Raw genomic sequence first — 23,357 nt, forward strand, 5'->3', positions numbered from 1 at the left:
CTATTGTTGTCTGACTTTTAGGTCAACAAAAATCTGACCGTAAGGTCAAGTTTTTACAAATACCGACAGGGAGCGGCTCTTCATGAAAGTCTAGCCCCGGATGAAATGCGTATTTCGTGCCAAATTCCGGCCATTTGGCGCTGCGCCATCATGTAGCAATTGCGCTACACTGCGCCGCTTGCACTGACCAAAGATTTTTGAAGGAAAACCATGACGTTCAAGGCGCCGGACAGCCTCGCCGAGCAGATTGCTCACCACCTCGCCGAACGCATCATCCGCGGCGAACTCAAACCCGGGGAGCGCATCCAGGAACAGAAGGTCACGCTGGCACTCAATGTCAGCCGTGGCTCCGTGCGTGAAGCCTTGCTGATTCTCGAACGGCGCCACCTGATCGCGATCCTGCCACGCCGTGGCGCCCATGTGACCGAGTTGACCGCGCACAAGGTGCAGAGCCTGTGCACATTGATGAGCGAGCTGTACATCCTGCTCGGCAACGCCGTGGCCCAGCGCTGGCAGGTGCAGGCCGACCTCGCGCCGTTCCTGCAGTTGCAACAGCGCCTGAGCGACAGCTACGAGCGCCAGGACATCCGCAGCTTCGTCGAAGACAGCTTCAATGTGATGCGCGCCGCGTATCCGTTCGCCGACAACCCGTACCTGCAGGAAACCGTCGAGAACCTGCAGCCGGCCATGAGTCGCGCCTACTACCTGGCGCTGGAGCGGCGCAAGGCGGAAATGAGCGAGTACCTGGAACTGTTCGCCCGCCTGCTGGCGGCGGTACTGGCCCGTGACCTGCCGCTGATTCGCTCGGTATTGGCCAGCTATGCCCAGCGCAGCTGTGACATCGTGCTGTCTGCCCTGGCGGTCGACTAAACGTGCGGCTCAAGTGCATCAAGTTGGCGGGGTTCAAATCCTTCGTCGACCCGACCACGGTGACCTTCCCCAGCAACATGGCGGCCGTGGTCGGCCCCAACGGTTGCGGCAAGTCGAACATCATCGACGCCGTCCGTTGGGTGATGGGCGAGAGCTCGGCGAAGAACCTGCGCGGCGAGTCGATGACCGACGTCATCTTCAACGGCTCCACCAGCCGCAAGCCGGTCAGCCAGGCGAGCATCGAACTGGTGTTCGACAACTCCGACGGCACCCTGGTCGGCGAGTACGCGGCCTATGCGGAAATCTCCATTCGCCGCAAGGTGACCCGCGACAGCCAGAACAGCTATTTCCTCAACGGCACCAAGTGCCGCCGCAAGGACATCACCGACATCTTCCTCGGCACGGGCCTCGGTCCGCGCAGCTACTCGATCATCGAGCAGGGGATGATCTCCAAGCTGATCGAGGCCAAGCCGGAAGACCTGCGCAATTTCATCGAGGAAGCCGCGGGGATCTCCAAGTACAAGGAGCGCCGGCGTGAGACGGAAAGCCGTATCCGCCGCACCCACGAGAACCTGGCGCGCCTGACCGACCTGCGCGAGGAACTCGAGCGCCAGCTCGAGCGCTTGCACCGCCAGGCCCAGGCCGCCGAGAAATACCAGGAATACAAGGCCGAGGAGCGCCAGCTCAAGGCACAGCTGTCGGCCTTGCGCTGGCAGGCGCTGAACGATCAGGTCGGCCAGCGCGAGTCGGTCATCGGCAACCAGGAAATCAGCTTCGAAGCCTTGGTGGCCGAGCAGCGCAACGCCGATGCGAGCATCGAGCGCCTGCGTGATGGTCACCATGAATTGTCGGAACGTTTCAACCAGGTGCAGGGGCGGTTCTACTCGGTGGGTGGCGATATCGCCCGGGTCGAACAGAGCATCCAGCACGGCCAGCAGCGCCTGCGCCAGTTGCAGGACGACCTGCGCGAGGCCGAACGTTCGCGGCTGGAAACCGAGTCGCACCTGGGGCATGACCGCACCCTGCTGGCGACCCTTGGTGAAGAGTTGGCGATGCTCGAGCCCGAGCAGGAGCTGACCACCGCCGCCGCCGAAGAGGCGGCCGCCGTGTTGGAGCAATCCGAGGCCACCATGCATGGCTGGCAGGAGCAGTGGGACGGTTTCAACCTGCGCTCGTCCGAGCCGCGACGCCAGGCGGAAGTCCAGCAGTCGCGCATCCAGCAGTTGGAGGCCAGCCTGGAACGCCTGGCCGAGCGCCAGCGGCGCCTGGTCGAAGAGCGCGCCTTGCTCGCCGCCGACCCGGAAGACGAGGCGATTCTCGAACTGACCGAGCAACTGGCCGAGAGCGAACAGACCCTGGAAGACCTGCAGGCCAGCGAAGAAGGCCAGGTCGAGCGCCTGGAGCAACTGCGCCAGGACCTGCACAAGACCACCCAGGAGCAGCAACAGGCCCAGGGCGACCTGCAACGGCTGGTCGGCCGTCTCGCCTCCCTTGAGGCCTTGCAGCAGGCGGCGCTGGATCCGGGGACCGGCACCGCCGAATGGCTGCGTGATCAACAACTCGCCGAGCGTCCACGCCTGGCGCAGGGCCTGAAGGTCCAGCCCGGTTGGGAACTGGCGGTGGAAACCGTACTCGGCGCCGACCTGCAGGCGGTGCTGGTGGACAACTTCGCCGGGCTTGACCTCGGTGGTTTCCAGCAGGGCGACCTGCGCCTGCTGACCCCGACAGCGGAGGGCACGCGGATCGCCGGCAGCCTGCTGGAAAAGGTCGAGGCGGATATCGATCTGTCGCCGTGGCTGGGCCAGGTCAAACCGGTCGACAGCCTGGAGCAGGCCTTGGCCCTGCGGGGTCAATTGGCGGTGGGCGAAAGCCTGATCAGTCGTGATGGCTACTGGGTCGGTCGGCACTTCCTGCGGGTGCGTCGCGCCAGTGAAGCCGAAAGCGGCGTGCTCGCCCGTGGACAGGAAATCGAGCAGCTGGGCCTGGATCGCGAAGCGCTGGAGGAAACCCTGGCCGCTCTCGAAACCAGGCTGCAAACCCTGCGTGCCACCCAGCGCCAGCAGGAAACCGGGCGTGAACATTTGCGCCGGCTGCTGCAGGACGAAGCCCGCCAGCAGGGTGAACTGAAAGCCAAGCTGTCTGCCGCCAGGGCCAAGGTCGAGCAGTTGCAACTGCGTCGTACCCGGCTCGATGAGGAGGTCGAAGAACTGGTCGCCCAGCGCGCGCAGGAGCATGAAGACATCGGCGAAGCCCGCCTGCAACTGCAGGAAGCGCTCGATACGATGGCGGTGGATGCCGAGCAGCGCGAGCTGCTGCTGGCTGAGCGTGACAGCCTGCGCGAGCGCCTCGACCGGGTGCGCCAGGAAGCTCGCCAGCACAAGGATCATGCGCACCAGCTGGCGGTCCGCCTGGGTTCGCTGAAGGCCCAGCACGACTCCACCCGCCAGGCCCTGGAACGCCTGGAGTTGCAATCGGAGCGCCTGACGGAAAAACGCGAGCAACTGAGCCTGAACCTGGAGGAGGGCGAAGCCCCGCTCGAGGAATTGCGCCTCAAGCTCGAGGAGTTGCTCGACCGGCGCATGAGCGTCGATGTCGAACTCAAGACCGCGCAGCTCGCCCTGGAAGATGCCGACCGCGAACTGCGCGATGCCGAGAAGCGCCGCAGCCAGGCCGAGCAGCAGGCCCAGCTGATCCGTGGCCAGCTCGAACAGCAGCGCATGGAATGGCAGGCCCTGACGGTGCGCCGCAAGGCCCTGCAGGATCAGTTGCTGGAAGACGGCTACGACCTGCACGGCGTGCTCGCCACCCTGGTCGCCGGGGCCAGCGAGAAGGAGGCCGAGGAAGAGCTCGAGCGCATTGCCGGGCGCATCCAGCGCCTGGGGGCGATCAACCTCGCGGCCATCGACGAATATCGGCAACAATCGGAGCGTAAACGTTATCTGGATGCGCAGGACGCCGACCTGGTCGAAGCCCTGGAGACCCTGGAAAACGTCATCCGCAAGATCGACAAGGAAACCCGCAACCGCTTCAAGGACACCTTCGACCAGGTCAACGGTGGCCTACAAGCTTTGTTTCCAAAAGTGTTCGGTGGCGGCAGTGCCTACCTGGATCTGACCGGCGATGACCTGCTCGACACCGGCGTGACCATCATGGCGCGCCCCCCGGGGAAAAAGAACAGCACCATTCATTTGCTGTCCGGTGGCGAGAAGGCTTTGACGGCCTTGGCCCTGGTGTTCTCCATCTTCAAGTTGAACCCGGCACCGTTCTGTATGCTCGACGAAGTTGACGCACCGCTGGATGACGCTAACGTTGGACGTTATGCCCGACTGGTCAAGGAAATGTCCGAGTCGGTTCAATTCATCTATATCACCCACAACAAGATCGCCATGGAAATGGCTGATCAACTGATGGGTGTCACGATGCACGAACCTGGCTGTTCGCGGTTGGTGGCGGTGGATGTCGAGGAAGCGATGGCCATGGTCGACGCCTGATTCGGCGGCGGGCGAGGGCAACGGATTCAGGGCGCAAGGTGCTTTCCTCATGCCTTGCGGGAACTAGCACCGCTCATTGGGGACTTATTAATGCATACCCTGTACGACAGACGGTGTAAAGTTACCTTTGGTCGTGTTAATTTAATGTCCAATTTTCTTGTGCGTGGGAAAAAATGCCTGTCAGAACATAGAGTTGGCACCACGCTTTAAAGGGTTTTCCGCCCTTTCTTCATAGAACCATTATTTTAGAGGCACGGGATTACATGGAAATCGGTCTGCGCGAGTGGCTGATCGTCATCGGCATCATTGTCATCGCCGGTATTCTTTTTGATGGCTGGCGCCGGATGCGCGGTGGCAAGGGCAAGCTCAAGTTTCGTCTGGACCGCAGTCTTTCGAATCTGCCGGATGACGATAGCAACCCCGAACTGCTGGGTCCGGCCCGCGTGCTGGAAACCCAGAAGGAACCCGAACTGGATGAGCATGACCTGCCATCGGTGAGCATGCCGGCGCGTGAACCACGGGAAAAACCGTCCAAGCGTGGCAAGCGTGCGAGCGAGCCGACCCAGGGCGACCTGAACCTTGACCTGGACGAGGAAGGCCCGAGCTTCAGCAGCCGTGATGACGACTTCGTCGATGACCACAAGCCGGCCCCGCGCCAGGACAAGGATCGTCAGGACAAGGACCAGCCCGCAGCCGAGGAAGTGCTGGTGATCAGCGTGATCAGCCGCGACCCGAATGGCTTCAAGGGCCCGGCGCTGCTGCAGAACATCCTCGAAAGCGGCCTGCGCTTCGGCGAGATGGACATCTTCCACCGCCACGAAAGCATGGCCGGCAACGGCGAGGTGCTGTTCTCCATGGCCAACGCGGTCAAGCCGGGCGTGTTCGACCTCGACGACATCGACCACTTCAGCACGCCGGCGGTGAGCTTCTTCCTCGGCCTGCCAGGCCCGCGTTATCCGAAGCAGGCTTTCGACGTGATGGTTGCTGCGGCGCGCAAGCTGTCCCAGGAGCTCAATGGCGAGCTCAAGGACGACCAGCGCAGCGTGCTGACCGCCCAGACCATCGAGCACTACCGCCAGCGCATCGTCGAATTCGAACGTCGCGCGCTGACCCAGAAGCGCTGATCGATTGGACAGGCTTGCCGGCCTCTTTGCGGGCAAGCCAGATTCTGTAGGAGCCGGGCTTGCCCGCGAAGAGGCCCTCCAGCTCACCGCCGAAACCGCACTAACATATTGAGCAGCCCCGGCTGCTCTTTTGCTTTCCGAGAGACCCTCCATGACCGCCGCCCAGACCCGTATTCTAGAGCTGCGTGCTGAACTGGATCAGCACAACTACCGCTACCACGTGCTCGACGAACCGAGCATTCCGGACGCCGAATACGACCGCCTGTACCACGAGCTCAAGGCCCTGGAAGCCGAACACCCGGAACTGGTCACCGCCGACTCGCCGACCCAGCGTGTCGGCAGCGCGGCGCTGACGGCGTTCACCCAGGTCCGCCATGAAATCCCGATGCTGAGCCTGGGCAACGCCTTCGAAGAAGTCGACATGCGCGAGTTCGATCGCCGGGTCAACGAAGGCCTCGACCTGCCGACCGCTGATCTGTTCGGGGGCGGTGCGGCCGTCGAGTACAGCTGCGAGCCGAAACTCGATGGCCTGGCGGTCAGCCTGCTGTACCAGGACGGCCTGCTGGTGCGCGGCGCCACCCGTGGCGACGGCACCACCGGCGAAGACATCAGCGTCAACGTGCGCACCGTGCGCAACATTCCGCTCAAACTGCAAGGCACTGGCTGGCCGGCGACCCTCGAAGTGCGTGGCGAAGTGTTCATGTCCAAGGCCGGCTTCGAACGCCTCAACGCCGCGCAGGCGGAGGCGGGTGGCAAGACCTTCGCCAACCCGCGCAACGCCGCCGCGGGCAGCCTGCGCCAGCTCGATTCGAAGATCACTGCCAGCCGTCCACTGGAGTTCTGCTGCTACGGCCTGGGTCAGGTGTCGCAGGATATTGCCGACAGCCACATCGGCAACCTGCAGCAGCTCAAGGCCTGGGGCATGCCGATCAGCCATGAACTGAAACTGGCCAAGGGTATCGACCAATGCCTGGACTACTACCGCGCCATCGGCGAGCGCCGCAACGCGCTGCCCTATGAAATCGACGGCGTGGTGTTCAAGGTCAACAGCCTGGCGTCCCAGCGCGAGCTGGGCTTCCGTGCCCGTGAGCCGCGCTGGGCGATCGCCCACAAGTTCCCGGCGATGGAAGAACTCACCGAGCTGCTCGACGTCGAGTTCCAGGTCGGCCGTACCGGTGCGGTCACCCCGGTGGCTCGCCTGAAGCCGGTCAAGGTCGCCGGCGTCACGGTCTCCAACGCCACGCTGCACAACATGGACGAAGTGGCGCGCCTGGGCCTGATGATCGGTGACACTGTGATCATCCGCCGAGCCGGCGACGTGATTCCACAGGTGGTCCAGGTGGTCACCGAGCGCCGCCCGGAAAACGCCCGTGCGGTGCAGATTCCCGAGAGCTGCCCGGTGTGTGGTTCCCATGTCGAGCGCACCCAATTGATAAAGCGCAGCAAGGGCCGCGAGACCATCAGCGAAGGCGCGGTGTACCGCTGCGTCGGCCGCCTGGCCTGCGGCGCGCAACTCAAGCAGGCGATCATCCACTTCGTCTCCCGTCGGGCGATGGACATCGAGGGCCTGGGCGACAAGACCATCGAGCAGTTGGTGGATGAAAACCTGATCGCGTCGCCAGCCGACCTCTACACCCTCAAGCGCGAAGATATCGTCGACCTCGAAGGTTTCGCCGAACTGTCGACCAGCAACCTGCTGCAGGCCATCGCCGACAGCAAGCAGCCAAGCCTGGCGCGCTTCATCTACGCCCTGGGCATCCCGGATGTGGGCGAGGAGACCGCCAAGGTCCTGGCCCGCTCGCTGGGCTCGCTGGAGCGCGTCATGCAGGCGTTGCCCTCGGTGCTGACCTACCTGCCGGACATCGGCCTGGAAGTGGCCCACGAGATCCACAGCTTCTTCGAGGACGAGCACAACCGCAGCGTCATCGGCCAACTGCTCGAACGTGGCCTGGTGCTGCAGGACCAGGGCGAACTGGGTGCCGAGTTTGCCGCCAGCACCACCCTGGGCGGGCTGATCGCCAAGCTGGACATCAGCTCGGTGGGGCCGACGGCGGCGGAGAAACTGGCGGCCAAGTTCGGTTCGGTCGAAGGCATCATCAACGCCGACTGGTTGGACCTGCGCCAGGCGCTGAATGAAAAGCCGGCCAAGGCCGTACGGGAGTTCTTCGATGTGCCGGGCAATGCCGAGCGGGCCTTGGCGGTCGAAGCGCAGCTGCGTGATTTCGGCATGCACTGGCAGAGCGAGAAAAAGGCTGTGGAAGGCTTGCCGCTGACCGGCCAGACCTGGGTGCTGACCGGTTCGCTGGAACTGATGAGCCGCGACGTCGCCAAGGACAAGCTGGAAAGCCTGGGCGCCAAGGTGGCGGGCTCGGTGTCGGCCAAGACCCACTGCGTGGTCGCGGGCCCGGGTGCCGGCTCCAAGCTGACCAAGGCCAACGAACTGGGTCTCAAGGTGCTGGACGAAGAAGCGTTCGTCGGTTTCTTGAAAACCCACGGTATCGAAGCCTGACGCCCACTCAAACATGGCGGTGAATTCTGGTGGGCGCCGGTTGCCTGCTATTCACCCCGATGATCGTTCCCACGCTCCGCGTGGGAATGCAGCCGGTAACGTTCTACGTCACCAGGGCGGACGCGGAGCATCCTGGGAGGCATTCCCACGCAGAGCGTGGGAACGATCGGCAATCCTGGTGGGTGCCGGTTGTCTGTTATCCACCCCCGATGATCGTTCCCACGCTCCGCGTGGGAGTGCAGCCGGTGACGTTCTACGTCACCAGGGTGGGCGTGGAGCATCCTGGGAGGCATTCCCATGCAGAGCGTGGGAACGATCGGCAATCCTGTGGGCGCCGGTTGCCTGCTATTCACCCCGATGATCGTTCCCACGCTCCGCGTGGGAATGCAGCCGGTAACGTTCTACGTCACCAGAGCGGACGCGGAGCATCCTGGGAGGCATTCCCACGCAGAGCGTGGGAATGATCGGCAATCCTGGTGGGTGCCGGTTGTCTGTTATCCACCCCCGATGATCGTTCCCACGCTCCGCGTGGGAATGCAGCCGGTGACGTTCTACGTCACCAGGGTGGACGTGGAGCATCCTGGGAGGCATTCCCATGCAAAGCGTGGGAACGATCGGCAATCCTGGTGGGTGCCGGTTGTCGGCAAGGTATCGGGCTGTCCACAAGCTTCTTGTCCGGCGCGATCATCATTGTGGGAGCTGAATTTATCCGCGAATACTTCCTCGCGAACACCGCTTGAATCAGCGGCTGCCAGACCTATGCTTGGCTAGCTTTTCACTGCCTGTCAGTCAGAAATATCCTCAACTGCAGCCGATTTTTCTGTTCGTCTACATCGCTGACCCTTCACGTGCTATCCGGGCCGAGAAGTGTGTCGCAGTCCTTCCTTGCAAACGCCAATTGTCGAAAGATCTCTTTAACTTGCGTGAAGTTTCCTAGAAAATCCCAACCCGTTGCGCCTGTTCCGACCGGGTACTAGTCTGCGTCTTGTCACCGCAAAATCGGTGATACGGACGTGCAAGTCCGGACCGCAAGATCAGGCGTACTGTTCCTCCTGTACCTTCAGGCATCCTCATGTTTGAGGTTCGTGTCATGGCGGCTGTACGTGGGAGATCTTCGGGATCTGCCGGGTTTCCTATCTTGCCCCGGTCTTGCACACCTGCGTATGGCTGCCACCCTAAATCGCGTGCAAGCGGGCGGGTGATGGCTCCAAACCAGCAAGGTAGGAATAGCGCCATGTTCAAGATCACCCCCAATCCCCCAACCGAAGACCTGTCATCCCCCGCCGGCCAATGCGCCGTCGACCGAGCGGTCGTTCACTACGAACTCTCTTCCCTGGTCGATCGTCACCCACGACTCGAATCGCCGAATCCCGAAGACGCCCTAGCCCAGATCCACGAAATCCTCCAGTCGGCTTCCGCGACCGCTTATGAATGCGCGGACCGCCTGCAAGGCACCACCCGCAAACTGGCCCTGGCCGTCGTCCATCTGGTGGACCTGGCCCAGACCCATGTCGACGAGCTTCTGGATGCAAAACAGATAACCACCTGACCCTGTTTGGCGGTTTCAGGGGCGGGACCTACCGGCCCATTCGCGGGCAAGCCGCGCTCCTACCGAGTCGTGTCGTCCGCTTATTTTGTGTGCGACGCGAACCTGTAGGAGCGTGGCTTGCCCGCGAATGGCCTCAACCCTTTGCCCCGTCCTGGATTCCCCCGCTGCTGGGCAGCACTTCAGGCCCGCTGTTGCTCCTGTGAGCCCTCCAGCAGACAAGTACTTGACCCTCATCGAATTTTTACGCCACCTGGCGGTTGTAACTTCCCGTTATCTAGGTACAATGGCGCGGCTCGCTGCCAGGCGAGTGTTGTTATGGTGACCCCATCGGTCCCCCCGCAACGATTACCCGTTAACCTGGTCAGGCCCGGAAGGGAGCAGCCACAGCGGGAACATTGTGTGCCGGGGTGTGGCTGGTGGGGTTGCCTCCATCCTGTAAGTCTTTTTCAAGATTTCTTCCGTGAAAAGCATCGAAATGTGATGTTGTCAGGCCGAATGGTCGTGTCATTTTACTTCATCTGAATTTTTGAAAAGATCAGCAACCCCCTCGCTGCTGATCTTTGCCCCTTAAAGCGGCACACTCGCCGCCTTCAACTGCCGCAGCACAAAACTCGACACCGAATGCCGCAGCCCTGGAATCTTGTAGAGCTTCTCCCGTAGCAGCCGCTCATAATCGCGGGTGTCCTTCACTGCCAGGCGTAGGAAGTAGTCGTACTCCCCTGATACCAGGTACGCCTCGATGACCTCGGGAATGTCGGCCAGTGCCTGCTCGAACTTGTCCAGTTGCTCGTCGCTGTGGTGCTCCAGCGTGACCATGACGATCAGCCCATCGCGGTAGCCCAGTTCCGTCATGTCGATGCGCGCCTGGTAGCCCTGGATCACGCCGGCGTCTTCCATCCGCTTGATCCGCTGCCAGCAGGGGCTCGATGACAGGCCGACCTGCTTGCCGATGTCCTGCAGGCTGGCCCTGCCGTCCTTGCTGAGGACCCGCAAAATCCGCCGGTCCATCTCATCAAGATTGTTTTTTTGCATACTCTGGTTTCTACGAAAGGATTTTCCGCATCCTAGCGTTATCACCACAAAATACGAAAGCACTTTCCGCGCGTCGAAGCCCAGACTAAGCATCCAGCCATACGCCCCACGCGGGGCGTAGCGGGGCCGCCGGTGCAACCCACCAGGCCCGGCATAGAGGGCTGCCATCCCAAAAGGAAACGACGACATGCAGCAAGTGAAATACGGCGTGAACGATGCGCAGGACAGTCTCGAATTCATCCTCGAGCAGGTCACCCATGGGACTGAAGTGGTCATCGTGCGCCACGGCATCGAGATCGCCCGGATCACTCCGGTCGAGGGGCTCGCCAATCGTGGCATCACGCCGATGAGTGTCCCTTATGAGCTCCGCTGACGAGCTGGCCGGGCTACCGGTTTCCTATCCTCGCCATAGTCTGCTGGACGACGCCTATGGCCTGTTCATCGGCATTGCCTTTGCCGCCACCGGCATCGCGATCCTGGGCAAGAGCGGGCTGATTACGGGCGGTATCGCGGGCATGGCGCTGTTGGGCTCGTTCATCAGTTCCTACACGCCGTCGGTGCTGGTTCCGGCGATCAATGTTCCTTTCCTGCTGTTCGCGCTGTTCACCATGGGGCGGGCGTTCACGCTCAAGAGCGTACTGGTCAGCTTCGCCCTGGGCCTGGGTGTCAGCCTGGTCAGCCCATTGCTGAGTGCGTCGGGTATCAATCCGGATATCGGTTGCATCCTGGGCGGGACGTTTCTCGGGATGGGTATCCTCTGCCTGGCCCGGCACAACGCCTCGATGGGTGGCACCGGGTCGGTGGTGCTGTGGATTCAGCGGCGGTTTTCGATCAATGCCGGTATCGCGCAACTGGCCTGCGATGCGGCGTTGTTCATCGTGGCGAGCCTGTACCTGCCTCTTGAGAAGATGGTCTGGTCGCTGCTGGGCACCGTGGCGATGAACGCGATCCTGATCATCTGGCACAAACCCGGACGTTACCGGGGTTGAGTTGAGGGGAGGCCCGGGACGGGCCTCTTGGTGGTGAATGCAAAGTGCTGGCGGGTAGCAGCGGTTACGGCAATCGGTTCCGCGCGGCTTCGTCGATCAGGATTTCAGTTTTCCCGCCATTGGGCGTGACAATCGTCATCGCCGTCGAGTAACGGTACGCGCCAGTATCGAGCTTCAACTCTTCGCCATTGCTCATGTACTTGCCAGTCTGGATGGCGATCACGGACTGCAGCCAGTCAGAGATGTAATAGTTGTTGTTCGAAGTGGAGGTCGATGGGGAGTTGTTGAATGTGAATACATCACTTTTTATGCAACTGTACTTGTACAGTTTTCCAGGAAGTCCGGTTATATACCGGCTGGCATCAAACTGTCCTTGGAACTTACAGTCCAGGACATTCTTGCTATAAGCTGTGCCATTGACCAGGATGGTTTTTTCCACGTAATAGGTAAAGTCGGACGACGGCATTTTGCCCTTCGTCTTCAGGTTCAGTTTCGTGATCTTGATGCTGGGGTCGCTGCTGTAGGTTTCCAGCCCATAAAACATGGGTAAGGTTTTATGGGCATAGGTTGGAATGTCCTGTGAGTCCGTGGGTTTTGGCGGCCAGGACGTTACATAGGTTCTGCCGTTCTGCCACGATGTGACCGTGGTGCTGATGTTCCTGTGCTGGTCATCGCTACCCGCCAGCGGATCGTACTCGTACTGTTCCTTGAGGGCCGGGTTGTCGACAGGCATGTCAGCAGGCCAGGTGCGGAGCTTCTTCATCTCGGCGAAGGCCAGGCCCTGCATGCCCAGGACAGAGAGGGCCATGCCCAGTACAAAAGCGGATTTCTTCAGCGACTGCGGGCACATACGTCACACCGTTCGATGGTAAAGGAAGAGGCGGAGATCGGTTTCAGGCTGGCACTATGTTCGATCGCGCTTCGGCTGTTGGAAAGCACAGTGAAGTAGGGCGTGTTATCAATGAAGTAGCTGACTTTCGAACAGCTCGCCTCGGACGAGCTGACCTTGAAATCAACGCCGGTCTTGAGCTTTTTCACAATCTGGATACTGGCCTTGCATATATCCACTGTCTTTGAGCAATCGCAGTTCGAGGTGCTCGAAGTGGATGTGTCATCTTCAGTCTGTGCGCGACTTTTCCAGTCCTGGGTGTCCTGGGAGGCATTGCTGATCAACTGGTTGGCATTGAGGAGCGCCGCTTGACGCTGTTGCTCCTGTTGCTGCAACCGAACGCGATCCTCCGCCTGGCGCCGATAGGCTTCCTGCAGTGCCTCGTCACGCTGGCGCTGCTGCTCGGTATTCTGCTCGGACTGCTGGTCGAGCAGTTCGCCAATGGCGCCCACCGCATTGATGATCTGCGTGGTTTGCTCGGCGTTGATCTTCGGCGTGGCGCGTTTCGGTGCCGTCGTCGTACCGGTCGAACCGTTGTCGCACCAACCGGTTTTGCCTGAGGCGCTGACCAGGCATTCCGCCTGCGCAGGCAGGCTCAAACAGGCCAGGACACTGGTCGCGATCAACCAGGCTGGCAAACAAATGATTTTCATAGGACACCCATTTTGAATGGGCGGATCATCGCATCAACCACTGTTCCGGTGTAGTGGCTATTTGTCACCATTGGTCGGAAAGAATATCAACGAGTACTCGTCGATAGTTGAAGTTTGGATCTGCTGATTGCAGTCACTGTTGTTTGATGGAGTGTGTTTTTATTTTGGCGCCATTATTTAAACTTCCGGATTTAAATCGCCGCTCGCAACTCTCTCGGTGACAACCCGTAGTGCTTGCGAAACCGCACTGCAAAGCGCGATGCCGAGGCATATCCGCTCGCCGCCGCAATTTCGCCAATCGGCCTTGGCGTGGTCTGTAGCCAATGCAGCGCCATGCCCAACCGGACGTTCTCCAGGATATTGCTGAAACTGTCGTCCTCGTTCGCCAGTTGGCGGCGCAAGGTCGAGGCGCCCAGGTGCAGGCGCTCGGCGACATCCGCCACCGTCCAGTCCCGTGCCGGAGCGCTCATGACGATCTGCTGCACGCGTTCGCACAGTGGATCGCGACGGTCCAGCAGGACCGGGCCCGCCCAGCCGCCCAGTGTCAGGGCCAGCAATACGGCCTCCGCGTAGTGGCTGCGCAGGGCATCCGGTGCGTCGCTATTGATCGCCTGCAGCAGGCTCTCCCAGGCATGGGTGGTGTGTCGATCCAGCGGCACGCAGAGTTCCTGCGGGCCGATCGGGTTCGGCAGGGCATTGATCTGCTGGCCATGGCGGGCGCTGAAAGCGCGCAGCAGCTGCGTCGGAAAACTCACCGTGTCGGCGATGTAATAGCCCTGTACACCGGGGTAGTTGTTGATCGCCACTTCGCGTCCGGCCGGCAGCAGGATCAGGTGCCTGGAGCCCACGCGCATCTGCCGGTCGTCCCAGCTCATCAGCTTCTCACCCTGGCGGATCCGGCACAGGGTGGTGACGAAGATCGGTACCCGTTGCAGCGCATGGGGCTGGCGGGCCTGGATCACGCTGGTGCCGAGGCGGCTTTCGCGATGCTGGGGGCCGGCAGGTGCGTTCATGGTTACGGGCGTCCGTAGGTGGCGGTGAGGGTGGCCTTGCCCAGGGTGTTGGCATTGAGCATGTAGCCCACCATGGCACCGCTGGATTGTTCGTCGACCGGCAGTTTATCCGCCTTCAACGCCCAGACGGTGAATTGGTAGCGATGCGGCTTGTCACCTGGTGGCGGGCAGGCGCCGCCGAAACCGGGTTGGCCATAGTCGGTGCGCCCTTGTATCGCACCGGCAGGCAACTGGCCGCCTGTGCTGCCGGCGCCGGATGGCAGCTCATGGGTGGAGGCGGGGAGATTGACCACAGTCCAGTGCCACCAGCCGCTACCGGTCGGGGCATCTGGATCGTAGGCGGTGATGGCGAAGCTTTTGGTGCCCGCCGGGGCGTTCCGCCAGGACAATTGCGGCGAGGTGTTGCCGCCAGTGCAGCCAAAGCCCTGGAACACTTCGCGACTGCTCAACGGCTTGCCGTCGCTGATGTCGTGGCTGGTGAGGGTGAGGTCGGCTGCCTGGGCGGCAACGCTCAAGCTGAGGGCTGCGAGGAAGAGTGCGGTTTTCATGGGGATCTCGTCTTCTGGGTGATAAGGCGAGTCTATGGGGTGGCGGGGAGGGGGACTGTGCCGGGGTGCTCAGGTGTTGTGCCGAAACGCTCGAGCTGTAGGGAACGGATGAAATGGCGGGTGAGTGTGGATTGGGCCTGCGACTGCTGTGCAGTCGAACGTGGGCAAGCCCACTCGCCACAGGAGAGGAGGGTGGCTCACCCGGTCAGGGTGAGCCAGGTCCGAGTCAGGATTGCTTGCGCTTGAACAGCTTGCCGAAGAAGCCGGCGATGGCCACCAGGCCCAGGATGATGAACTTCTTGAACGCCAGCAGGGCAACGCCGATCTTGGCGAACAGGCCTGCCTTGGCGGCGATGCCGCCGGCGACCAGAGCGGCCAGGCCGTACGGCGCCAGCTTGTCGGTCTTGGAATCGTAGTCGGCGTAGCGGTTGCCGTCGGTGAAGTTGGTGAAGGCGAGGATCTTCGGCGTTTCCTGCTTGATGGTCTGCAGGTCGGCCATCGCCGCCACGGCGTTGAGCTCCAGTACACCTTCGCGGCCCAGCACGCGGATGCTGTAGTTCAGGGTGGTCTGGTCGGCGTCGTCGGCCTTCAGCTCACGCGCCCAGTACATCTTGTGAGTGGCCTGGTCGTAGCTCGGTGGTTCGGCCCAGCCCAGCAGTGTCAGGCCGGCGTAGCCTTCCTTGCGACGCTCCTTGTTGTCTTCCTCGTCATCGGCCTTCATCTGCTTGAGCAGGTCGGCGTAGTCGATCTTGGCTGCGTCATCGTCGGAAATGTGGCCGTCGTTCTTGTAGCTGATGATCACGCCCCAGCCGTTGTCGGCCAGTGGGCTGACGGCGGTCGGGATGATCATGCCGAGCGTCTTGTGCCCCGGGGGGTTGCCCCAGGCCTCGGTCAGCAGGCGCTCGGTGTCGCTCGGCGACAGGTAGTAGAACTCGTTGTTGAGTTGCAGGCTGGCGATGCCGCCGGGCAGGGTGATGTTGCCGTGCTGTTGCTTGAGCGTGGCCAGCCACTGTTCGGCGCTCTGGTGCGGTTGTTCGCTGGCGGTTGGCGCAGGCGCGGGAGTGCTGGCGGCAATGGCGGGCAAAGTGGTTGCGCTGAGCAACACTGCCGCCAACAACTGGCGCAGGTGTTTCATCGTAGTCCCTTACAATTTGAATTAATTTGGCCGCGCAGGATAACCGAAAGAGCTGGTCAATCGCCAGAATCCCATGTTTGGGCGCTACTGCGAGGGCAGCTCCAGACGCTCCTGGAGCAGCTTGGCGAAGGCCTCGCGGGCCGGGTGGCGGGTGGTTTCCCTGTGCCAGATGAAGCTGTTCTGCACCGGTGTCAGTTCCTCGAAACGGTAGGTCGCCAGCCCCGTGGATTGTTCGAAGCGACGCAGGATGCCCTCCGGCACCAGTGACACGCCGGCCCCGGCATTCACGCTGCCGATGATCGTGCCCCAACTGCCGTAGCTGGCGATTGGCGGGTGGCGGTCGTGCTCCTGCACCCAGTTCTTCAGCGCGGCACGATAGGGGCAGCCGTTCGGCCACATGATCAGGGTGCGTCCCAGCAGATCGTGGGCGTTGTGGATTGGCGGGCTGTCGGCGGCACTGATCAGTACCAGGTTCTCGCGGTACAGCGCGGTCGTGGCGATTTTCGGATGATGGATCTCGGCAGCCACCAACGCGCCGTCGAGGCGGCGCTGGCGCACATCCTCCATCAGTTGTGTCCAGGTGCCGGTGATCAGTTCCAGGCTGACTTCGGGGTAGGTCCGGTGATATTCGGCGAGCAGCGCCGGCAGGTGCACGGTTGCGCAGGATTCGATGGCGCCGATGCGCAAGGTGCCGGAAGGGCGGGTGTTGGCGTCAACGGCGCGCCTGGCTTCGTCCACCAGGTCGAGAATCCTCGAGCAGTATTCCAGGAAGATCTGCCCGGCCGGGCTGATGCTCAGGCCGCGCCCGGCACGTACGAACAGTTCGGTGCCCAGCTCGCCCTCCAGTTGCTTGATGCGCGTGGTGATGTTGGAGGGCACGCAGTGCAGCCGTTGGGCGGCGAGGGCGATGCTGCCGGTTTCGGCAACCGCTTTCACCATGCGCATTTGCGCCAGTTCCATGATTCACTCCCGGTGAATTCTCGTCTCAATATTCGTCAATTGTGCTGGACGCCAGGCCGCTCAAGACTGGGTGCACTCCCTAGATCATCTTGGATGTCGTCCTGCCGTGAAAGCCCTGCCTTCGATAAAAGTGTCCCTCGCCACCGCCTCGGTGATTCTCTGTTGGGCCTATTCGCCGACCGGTATCCATATCGGCCTGGAACACTACAGTCCGGGCCACCTGGCCCTGCTGCGTTTCCTGGTCGCCTCGGTGTTCATGGCCGGGGTGGCGCTGGTCAAGGGGATTGCCTTGCCGCGCCTGCGTGACCTGCCTTGGCTGTTCGTGCTGGGCTTCTTCGCGATCTTCCTGCATCACGTCAGCATCAATTATGGCCAGCAGTGGGTCACGCCGGGGGCGGGAAGCGTATTGGCGCAGTCGACGCCGCTGTTCAGTACGCTGATCGCCTACTTCTGGCTCAAGGAAGCGGTGACCGGCTGGCGCTGGCTGGGGGTGTTCGCCGGGTTCGTCGGAGTGCTGCTGGTGATCTGGGGGGATCGCGGGATCGGTACGTTCAATCCCCAGGGTTTTCTGATCGTGCTGGCGGCGCTGTCCTGGAGTATCTATTTCGCCCTGCAGAAGCACTACGCCCATCACTACAGTGGGCTGACCACGGTGTGCTACATGGTCTGGGCCGGGACGCTGCTGCTGTGCGTCTACCTGCCGGGGCTGGAGCAGGCGGTGACCCGCGCTTCGCTGCGGGTGAATGTCGCGGTACTGGTGCTGGGGATCTTTCCCAGTGCCCTGGCCTACCTGGCCTGGGCCTATGTGCTGACGCATTCGGCGGTCAGTCGCTCAGCGGTTGCACTGTACCTGATTCCGCCGGTGGCGATCGTCATGGCGGCGCTGGTGCTGGGCGTCGGGGTGTCGCCGCTGGTGCTGCTGGGGGGCGCGGTCGTGCTGGGCAGTGTGCTGGCGTTGCATCTCGAGGGACGTGCTGGTGCGGTTTCTGGCGGCGATGCCGGTTCCAGCAGGGGAAGTCCCCATGGGCCCGATTCGAAGGTGCTCGCGCCCCAGGTCCAGCCCCGTGGGGCGGACCTGAAGTGAGGTGATTCAGGGCTTGGACAAGGCGAGATCGACCGCGGCGATCAGTTTTCCCAGGTCCTTTGAGGGGGCTTTGTGAATGACGCCGAACAGGTAGGCACGCTGTTCATCCTCGTCGCCCATATCCGCGAAAAACACTTTCAGTTTTACCCCGAGCACATCAGCGAACAGAAACAGGGCTTCGACGCTGGGTGTGTAACTGCCGGTTTCGAAGCGGCTGATGGTTTTGGGGTCAAAACCGGTTCTCTCACCAAGTTCAGCCTGAGTCAGCCCCGCTACCTTGCGATAGCGTCTAATGGCCATACCCAAACTTGAAATTTCCATCGCTCAATTCCCATTTAGAATCAAGAACTTAACGATAAATCTTTGCATTAGACAACACCATGATTCATCACCTTCTATTGCATAATGTGATGCAATTCGTAGAATCGACGGATCGGACAGGTATTCGCTGATCGGGTTTCAGGTGGCGGCTTCATGAAGCAGGACATCCTGAACTTCATGTCGCGAGCACTGAACCGGGCCTTCGGGTGTCTGTTTCGCGGGTTTCAGCGGTCCATGCGTCGATCTGCTGACAACCTCGGTTTAACTCTAGTTGATCTTCGTCGAAGTTCTGCCGAACAGTGCGACGTGGCCCAGCCGTGGGCCGGGTATTGCGCACTGTCGTGGCGAACGGGTGCTTGTCTCTGCGGGGGCGGATGCCCTGCGCGAGCGGTTCAACCGGTAACTGCCCAGGTGAACTGAGCTCATGGACGAGATGTATCGCAAGGTTGTGGATGCAGCCGCCATTTTTTCCGAGACGGATCTGAACGGCCGCATCACCTACGTCAACGAACCGTTCTGCACGATCTCCGGCTATAGCCGCGAGGAGTTGCTGGGGCAGAACCATCGCCTGCTCAATTCCGGTTTTCACCCGGCGGAATTCTTCACCGACATGTGGCGCACGCTGGCCCTCGGGCAGGTGTGGAAGGGCGAGGTGTGCAACCGGGCCAAGGACGGGTCGCTGTTCTGGCTCGAGAGCACCATGGTGCCGTTGCTGGATGAGGTGACGGGAAGGGTGCGCAAGTACCTGTCGATCCGTTTCGATGTCAGTGAAAAGCAGCGTCTGCTGCACACCCTGCAGTGGCGGGTCGGCCATGACGTGCTGACCGGCCTGCCCAACCGGGCCTTTCTTTCCGAGCTGTTGAACCAGTCGCTGGAGTACGCCCGGCGCGAGCAGATCCCGCTGGCGGTGTGCATGCTCGACCTCGATGGCTTCAAGGCGATCAACGACAGCTACGGCCATGCCAGTGGCGATGCGTTGCTGGTGGAGGTCGCGGCACGGCTGCGCGGGGTCATGCGCGGCGAGGACGTGGTGGCGCGGCTGGCCGGCGACGAGTTCGTGCTGATCCTGCGTTACGTACGCAATAGCCAGGAGCTGCGTGCGGCGCTGCAACGGGTGTTGTGGGCTCTCGCGGCGCCGTACTCGCTCCACCAGCAGGAGGTGCATGTCCATGCCAGTATCGGCGTGACCCTGTTCCCGGAAGATGATGAGGATGCCGAGACCCTGTTGCGCCACGCGGACCAGGCCATGTACATGGCCAAGCAGGGTGGGCGCAACCGTTTCCAGCTGTTCGACGTGTCGCTGGACCAGGAGATCAGGGCGACCTACCAGACGGTGGAATTGCTGCGCCAGGCCCTGGCGGCCGACGAGCTGCGGCTGGTCTATCAGCCCAAGGTCAACCTGCGCAGCGGCCAGGTGGTCGGTTTCGAGGCACAGGTGTGTTGGCAGAGCCCGCAACGTGGCCTGCTCGAGTCCCATGAGTTCCTGCCGCTGGTGGCGCAGACGGAGGTGATCGGCGAGATCGGCGAGTGGGCGATCGAGCGTGTGCTGGTGCAGATCCGCGACTGGCTGCGGGCAGGGTTCGAATGGCCGGTCAGCCTGGATGTCGCCGCCCGGCACTTCCAGCGCGCGGACTTTGTCCCGCGGTTGCGCTCGCTGCTGGCCCGCTATGTCGAGGTGCCTGCGTGGATGCTGGACCTGGAGATCGTCGAGTCGGTGGCGATCGAGAACATCCAGCGCGTCAGCCAGTGCCTGCACGCCTGCCAGGCGCTGGGGGTGCGGTTTTCCCTGGACGACTTCGGTACCGGCTATTCGTCCCTGAGCTACCTCAAGCGCCTGCCGACCGAGACCATCAAGATCGACCCTTCCTTCGTTCGCGACATTCTCCATGACCAGGACGACCTGGCCCTGACCACCGCGATCATCGGCCTGGCCCGGGCCTTTGGCCGGGAGGTGGTAGCCGAGGGGTTGGAGACCGCCGAGCAGGGTCAGTTGCTGGTGAGCCTGGGGTGCGACGTGGCGCAGGGCCAGTTCATTGCCCGGCCGATGGGGGCGACGCAGGTGCCCGGTTGGGTACGGGCGTTTGCCCCTTCGCCACTCTGGCGTGCCTTGCCCGCACCCTAGGCTATTGCTGGGACGGCCTGTTTGCGGTGTAGCGCTCGATGATCGCGTCGACTTCACCGGACATCTTCATGCGTAGCAGTGTTCGCAGGATCTGTTGCACCGGCAGAGCCGGGTCGTTGCGCACCGCGCAGCCGACCCCTTGTTCCGTCAGCACCGCCACTTCGCGCAGTTGCTGTGATTCGGGAAGCGTGAGGTTGAAACGGTCCAGGTTCCACTGGTTGCTGACGGCATAGTGATAACGACCCGCGGCGAGCTTCTGCAGGACCTGTTCCTGGTTGCGGGCATCGTCGCGTACCAACTGGCCGTTGTCGAACAGCGGTTGCAGGGTCGGGTAGGTGTAGCCCAGCACCGTACCGATCAGTTGCCGGGGCAGTTCCCTCGGGTCGGCCTGGAGCGGATAGGCGGCATTGCTGATCAGCACGTCGCGCTGGGTCAGCAGGGGTGTACTCCATATATAGTCGGCCTGCTGGTTCGGCAGCCAGGGCTGCGCGGTATAGCAGTTCACGTCGATATCGCCGTGCTGCATGGCAAGCTGTACCCGTGCCCGTGCCAGCACGTGAAACTCGGCGGGCTTTCCGACCTGTCGGGACAGGCTGGTCATCAGGTCATAGAGAATGCCCTGGGTCGGCTGGCCGTTCTCGATCTGGACCTGCGGCATCGCCCAGCTGTCGGCCACGGCGAAGCGCAGCGGCGTGGGTTCGGCGAAGCAGTTGGCGGTGATCAGCGCAAGGACGCCCCACACTAGACGCATCAGGTTCTCCCTCGGGAGTACGACGTTCGGGCTGCGGATTGTCCCACAAACTGTGCCCCAGGCAGATTAGAGAAGCACGCCGGATGCAATTTCGCCCCTGCTCCGCTAGCATTAGCGGTCTTCCGCTTTCCAGATGCGACGGTTATCGATGAGTTATCAGGTTCTTGCACGTAAATGGCGTCCGCGCTCGTTCCGCGAAATGGTCGGCCAGACCCATGTGCTCAAGGCGCTGATCAATGCTCTGGACAGCCAGCGGCTGCACCACGCCTACCTGTTCACCGGTACCCGCGGGGTGGGCAAGACCACCATCGCGCGAATCATCGCCAAGTGCCTGAACTGCGAAACCGGTATCACCTCCTCGCCTTGCGGCAGCTGTTCGGTGTGCCGCGAGATCGACGAAGGGCGTTTCGTCGACCTGATCGAGATCGACGCCGCGAGCCGCACCAAGGTCGAGGATACCCGCGAGCTGCTGGATAACGTGCAGTACGCACCGAGCCGTGGGCGCTTCAAGGTCTACCTGATCGACGAAGTGCACATGCTGTCCAGCCACTCGTTCAACGCCTTGCTGAAAACCCTGGAAGAGCCGCCGCCCTACGTCAAGTTCATCCTGGCGACCACCGACCCGCAGAAACTTCCGGCAACGATTTTGTCACGCTGCCTGCAGTTCTCCCTGAAGAACATGACCCCGGAGCGGGTGGTCGAGCATCTGACCCACGTCCTCGGGGTCGAGAACGTGCCGTTCGAAGACGACGCCCTGTGGCTGCTCGGGCGTGCGGCCGACGGTTCGATGCGCGACGCCATGAGCCTGACCGACCAGGCCATTGCCTTCGGCGAAGGCAAGGTCCTGGCCAGTGATGTGCGGGCCATGCTCGGCACGCTGGACCATGGCCAGGTCTACGACGTGCTGCATGCGTTGATCGAGGGTGACGCCAAGGCGCTGCTCGAAGCCGTGCGCCATCTGGCCGAGCAGGGGCCGGACTGGAACGGCGTGCTTTCGGAAATCCTCAACGTGCTGCATCGTGTGGCGATTGCCCAGGCGCTGCCGGAGGGCGTCGATAACGGCCATGGCGATCGTGACCGGGTGTTGGCCCTGGCCCAGGCGCTGCCGGCCGAGGACGTGCAGTTCTACTACCAGATGGGCCTGATCGGTCGACGCGACCTGCCGCTGGCGCCGGACCCGCGTGGCGGCTTCGAGATGGTGCTGTTGCGCATGCTTGCCTTCCGCCCGGCCGACAGTGCTGCCGCACCCAGGCAGCCACTAAAGCCAGTGGGGATCAGCCAGGCCACAGTTGATTCCGCGAACAAGGTGGCGGGGCCGGCAACTGTCGCGCCGATAGCGGCAGCCGTGGCCCCGGTGGCCGAGGTGCCTGCCGCGCCGGTTGCAGCACCTGTTGCGCCGGAGCCCACCCCGGCTCCCGCAGTCGAGGTCGCGCCTGAGCCGGTTGCCGAAGTGGCTCCCGCAACTGAACCCGAACCGGCCGCCCCGGCAGTCGAGGAAATCGACCTGCCCTGGAACGAGCCAGCCCAGGTGCCGAGCCAGGCGACGGCCCCCGAGCCCGAGCCCGAGCCCGTGGCCGAGCGCGAGCCGCAGGTTGTCGTCGAACATCCGGCCCCGGTGCCGCCGGTGGCTCCCGAAAACAGCGTGCAGGCTGCTCCCGAATGGGCGGCTGCGCCGATCCCCGATTCGGTCCCGGCCCAGATGGCCAGCACCGTGGCAGGTCCCGACCGCGACGACGAGCCGCCGCTGGACGAAGACTACATCGAGCCGGACATGGATTCGGCCTACAGTTACCTGGATGAACTGGCGAGCGAACATGCCGCCGAGCTGGAGCCACAACCTGAGCCCGAGCCGCTGCCTGCGGCGCAACCGGCTACTGGCTTGGCGCTGGAATGGTTGCAACTGTTCCCGAAACTGCCGATATCCGGCATGACCGGCAGCATCGCGGCCAACTGCACCCTGATCGCGGTCAACGGTGACGACTGGCTGCTGCACCTGGACCCCGCCCACAGTGCGCTGTTCAACCCGACCCAGCAGCGGCGCCTCAATGAAGCGCTGAACCAGTACCATGGACGGACGCTGAAGCTGAACATCGAGCTGATCAAGCCCGAGCAGGAGACCCCGGCCCAGGCGGCGGCCCGCCGTCGGCACGAGCGGCAGAACGAGGCCATTGCCTCGATTCATGCCGATCCGTTCATCCAGCAAATGATGCAACAGTTCGGCGCGGTGGTCCGTGACGATACTATTGAACCTGTCGATGCCCTGGTGACCCAGGGCTAATAACTGAAGGACGCGAGGCGCGAGCCTTGCATCCATTGT

At 62.4% G+C, this 23,357-nt stretch carries 19 protein-coding genes and 1 other RNA gene; 11 read left to right on the plus strand and 9 right to left on the minus strand.

The window, feature by feature from the left end:
• Window positions 1-210: 210 nt before the first annotated feature.
• The 6 genes from HU752_RS09960 to ffs all read left to right on the plus strand — a co-directional run bounded on the left by HU752_RS09960 (window position 211) and on the right by ffs (window position 9,965).
• Window positions 211-870, plus strand: a complete 660-nt coding sequence (locus HU752_RS09960) for a GntR family transcriptional regulator (RefSeq protein ID WP_186677211.1) — start codon at window positions 211-213, stop codon at window positions 868-870.
• A 2-nt stretch (window positions 871-872) separates the two neighbouring features.
• Complete coding sequence (smc, locus tag HU752_RS09965) at window positions 873-4,361, plus strand: chromosome segregation protein SMC (RefSeq protein ID WP_186677209.1); 3,489 nt, start codon at window positions 873-875, stop codon at window positions 4,359-4,361.
• Between the two features lie 263 nt (window positions 4,362-4,624).
• Entirely contained in the window at window positions 4,625-5,485 is an 861-nt protein-coding gene (zipA, locus tag HU752_RS09970) for a cell division protein ZipA (protein WP_186677201.1), read from the plus strand.
• A gap of 151 nt (window positions 5,486-5,636) precedes the next feature.
• Complete coding sequence (gene ligA / locus HU752_RS09975) at window positions 5,637-7,994, plus strand: NAD-dependent DNA ligase LigA (RefSeq protein WP_186677198.1); 2,358 nt, start codon at window positions 5,637-5,639, stop codon at window positions 7,992-7,994.
• A gap of 1,234 nt (window positions 7,995-9,228) precedes the next feature.
• Window positions 9,229-9,543, plus strand: coding sequence for a DUF6124 family protein (locus tag HU752_RS09980; protein WP_186681866.1), 315 nt, complete (start codon window positions 9,229-9,231; stop codon window positions 9,541-9,543).
• A gap of 325 nt (window positions 9,544-9,868) precedes the next feature.
• An RNA gene (gene ffs, locus HU752_RS09985) (signal recognition particle sRNA small type) lies at window positions 9,869-9,965 on the plus strand.
• A gap of 145 nt (window positions 9,966-10,110) precedes the next feature.
• Here ffs and HU752_RS09990 read toward each other — a convergent pair.
• Window positions 10,111-10,575 (minus strand): Lrp/AsnC family transcriptional regulator, encoded by a 465-nt coding sequence (locus HU752_RS09990; protein WP_186681864.1) that lies wholly within the window; start codon window positions 10,573-10,575, stop codon window positions 10,111-10,113.
• A 187-nt stretch (window positions 10,576-10,762) separates the two neighbouring features.
• On the opposite strand from HU752_RS09990, the gene HU752_RS09995 reads away from it, so the two are divergent.
• Both HU752_RS09995 and HU752_RS10000 read left to right on the plus strand, forming a co-directional pair.
• Window positions 10,763-10,948 (plus strand): type II toxin-antitoxin system Phd/YefM family antitoxin, encoded by a 186-nt coding sequence (locus HU752_RS09995; RefSeq protein WP_186681862.1) that lies wholly within the window; start codon window positions 10,763-10,765, stop codon window positions 10,946-10,948.
• Window positions 10,935-11,564 carry a DUF6198 family protein gene (locus HU752_RS10000; RefSeq protein ID WP_186681860.1) on the plus strand — a complete coding sequence of 210 codons (630 nt, stop codon included), beginning with the start codon at window positions 10,935-10,937 and terminating at the stop codon, window positions 11,562-11,564. Before HU752_RS09995 ends, HU752_RS10000 begins: the two co-directional genes overlap by 14 nt.
• 64 nt (window positions 11,565-11,628) lie before the next feature.
• Here the strand turns inward: HU752_RS10000 and HU752_RS10005 are convergent, their stop codons facing one another.
• From HU752_RS10005 to HU752_RS10030, 6 genes are all read right to left on the minus strand, one after another.
• Window positions 11,629-12,414: a hypothetical protein gene (locus HU752_RS10005; RefSeq protein ID WP_186681858.1), complete on the minus strand. Its 786-nt coding sequence runs from the start codon at window positions 12,412-12,414 to the stop codon at window positions 11,629-11,631.
• Complete coding sequence (locus HU752_RS10010; protein ID WP_186681856.1) at window positions 12,396-13,052, minus strand: hypothetical protein; 657 nt, start codon at window positions 13,050-13,052, stop codon at window positions 12,396-12,398. The genes HU752_RS10005 and HU752_RS10010 overlap by 19 nt, the downstream gene beginning before the upstream one ends.
• A 245-nt stretch (window positions 13,053-13,297) precedes the next feature.
• The gene (locus HU752_RS10015) at window positions 13,298-14,119 is read right to left on the minus strand and encodes a helix-turn-helix transcriptional regulator (RefSeq protein ID WP_186681854.1); all 822 of its coding nucleotides are present in this window, start codon (window positions 14,117-14,119) and stop codon (window positions 13,298-13,300) included.
• A 2-nt stretch (window positions 14,120-14,121) separates the two neighbouring features.
• The gene (locus HU752_RS10020) at window positions 14,122-14,667 is read right to left on the minus strand and encodes a kinase inhibitor (RefSeq protein WP_186681852.1); all 546 of its coding nucleotides are present in this window, start codon (window positions 14,665-14,667) and stop codon (window positions 14,122-14,124) included.
• 226 nt (window positions 14,668-14,893) lie between these two features.
• Entirely contained in the window at window positions 14,894-15,802 is a 909-nt protein-coding gene (locus tag HU752_RS10025; RefSeq protein WP_186681850.1) for a DUF2167 domain-containing protein, read from the minus strand.
• Between the two features lie 84 nt (window positions 15,803-15,886).
• On the minus strand, window positions 15,887-16,762 hold the full coding sequence (locus tag HU752_RS10030) for a LysR family transcriptional regulator (protein ID WP_186681848.1): 876 nt from the start codon (window positions 16,760-16,762) through the stop codon (window positions 15,887-15,889).
• A gap of 106 nt (window positions 16,763-16,868) precedes the next feature.
• Between HU752_RS10030 and HU752_RS10035 the strand changes: the two genes are divergently transcribed.
• Window positions 16,869-17,846 carry a DMT family transporter gene (locus HU752_RS10035; RefSeq protein ID WP_186681846.1) on the plus strand — a complete coding sequence of 326 codons (978 nt, stop codon included), beginning with the start codon at window positions 16,869-16,871 and terminating at the stop codon, window positions 17,844-17,846.
• 6 nt (window positions 17,847-17,852) lie between these two features.
• Here HU752_RS10035 and HU752_RS10040 read toward each other — a convergent pair whose 3' ends face one another.
• The gene (locus tag HU752_RS10040) at window positions 17,853-18,167 is read right to left on the minus strand and encodes a helix-turn-helix domain-containing protein (RefSeq protein WP_026145589.1); all 315 of its coding nucleotides are present in this window, start codon (window positions 18,165-18,167) and stop codon (window positions 17,853-17,855) included.
• Window positions 18,168-18,591: 424 nt separating this feature from the next.
• On the opposite strand from HU752_RS10040, the gene HU752_RS10045 reads away from it, so the two are divergent.
• Window positions 18,592-20,289: a putative bifunctional diguanylate cyclase/phosphodiesterase gene (locus HU752_RS10045; RefSeq protein WP_186681844.1), complete on the plus strand. Its 1,698-nt coding sequence runs from the start codon at window positions 18,592-18,594 to the stop codon at window positions 20,287-20,289.
• 1 nt (window position 20,290) lies between these two features.
• Here the strand turns inward: HU752_RS10045 and HU752_RS10050 are convergent, their stop codons facing one another.
• Window positions 20,291-21,040, minus strand: a complete 750-nt coding sequence (locus HU752_RS10050) for a substrate-binding periplasmic protein (protein ID WP_186681843.1) — start codon at window positions 21,038-21,040, stop codon at window positions 20,291-20,293.
• Window positions 21,041-21,188: 148 nt separating this feature from the next.
• Here HU752_RS10050 and dnaX point away from each other — a divergent pair, with 148 nt between their 5' ends.
• Window positions 21,189-23,318, plus strand: a complete 2,130-nt coding sequence (dnaX, locus tag HU752_RS10055) for a DNA polymerase III subunit gamma/tau (protein WP_186681840.1) — start codon at window positions 21,189-21,191, stop codon at window positions 23,316-23,318.
• Window positions 23,319-23,357 lie beyond the last annotated feature (39 nt).

The organism is Pseudomonas vanderleydeniana (assembly GCF_014268755.2).
Classification (GTDB): domain Bacteria; phylum Pseudomonadota; class Gammaproteobacteria; order Pseudomonadales; family Pseudomonadaceae; genus Aquipseudomonas; species Aquipseudomonas vanderleydeniana.

Bases quoted from the DNA above. Each gene is read 5' to 3' on its own strand.
- HU752_RS10050 (WP_186681843.1), bottom strand. From the start codon at position 21,040: ATGCGTCTAGTGTGGGGCGTCCTTGCGCTGATCACCGCCAACTGCTTC.
- HU752_RS10040 (WP_026145589.1), bottom strand. From the start codon at position 18,167: ATGGAAATTTCAAGTTTGGGTATGGCCATTAGACGCTATCGCAAGGTA.
- HU752_RS09960 (WP_186677211.1), top strand. From the start codon at position 211: ATGACGTTCAAGGCGCCGGACAGCCTCGCCGAGCAGATTGCTCACCAC.
- HU752_RS10015 (WP_186681854.1), bottom strand. From the start codon at position 14,119: ATGAACGCACCTGCCGGCCCCCAGCATCGCGAAAGCCGCCTCGGCACC.
- HU752_RS10045 (WP_186681844.1), top strand. From the start codon at position 18,592: ATGGACGAGATGTATCGCAAGGTTGTGGATGCAGCCGCCATTTTTTCC.
- HU752_RS10030 (WP_186681848.1), bottom strand. From the start codon at position 16,762: ATGGAACTGGCGCAAATGCGCATGGTGAAAGCGGTTGCCGAAACCGGC.
- zipA (WP_186677201.1), top strand. From the start codon at position 4,625: ATGGAAATCGGTCTGCGCGAGTGGCTGATCGTCATCGGCATCATTGTC.
- HU752_RS09980 (WP_186681866.1), top strand. From the start codon at position 9,229: ATGTTCAAGATCACCCCCAATCCCCCAACCGAAGACCTGTCATCCCCC.
- HU752_RS10005 (WP_186681858.1), bottom strand. From the start codon at position 12,414: ATGTGCCCGCAGTCGCTGAAGAAATCCGCTTTTGTACTGGGCATGGCC.
- HU752_RS10025 (WP_186681850.1), bottom strand. From the start codon at position 15,802: ATGAAACACCTGCGCCAGTTGTTGGCGGCAGTGTTGCTCAGCGCAACC.
- HU752_RS09995 (WP_186681862.1), top strand. From the start codon at position 10,763: ATGCAGCAAGTGAAATACGGCGTGAACGATGCGCAGGACAGTCTCGAA.
- dnaX (WP_186681840.1), top strand. From the start codon at position 21,189: ATGAGTTATCAGGTTCTTGCACGTAAATGGCGTCCGCGCTCGTTCCGC.
- HU752_RS09990 (WP_186681864.1), bottom strand. From the start codon at position 10,575: ATGCAAAAAAACAATCTTGATGAGATGGACCGGCGGATTTTGCGGGTC.
- ligA (WP_186677198.1), top strand. From the start codon at position 5,637: ATGACCGCCGCCCAGACCCGTATTCTAGAGCTGCGTGCTGAACTGGAT.
- HU752_RS10020 (WP_186681852.1), bottom strand. From the start codon at position 14,667: ATGAAAACCGCACTCTTCCTCGCAGCCCTCAGCTTGAGCGTTGCCGCC.
- HU752_RS10000 (WP_186681860.1), top strand. From the start codon at position 10,935: ATGAGCTCCGCTGACGAGCTGGCCGGGCTACCGGTTTCCTATCCTCGC.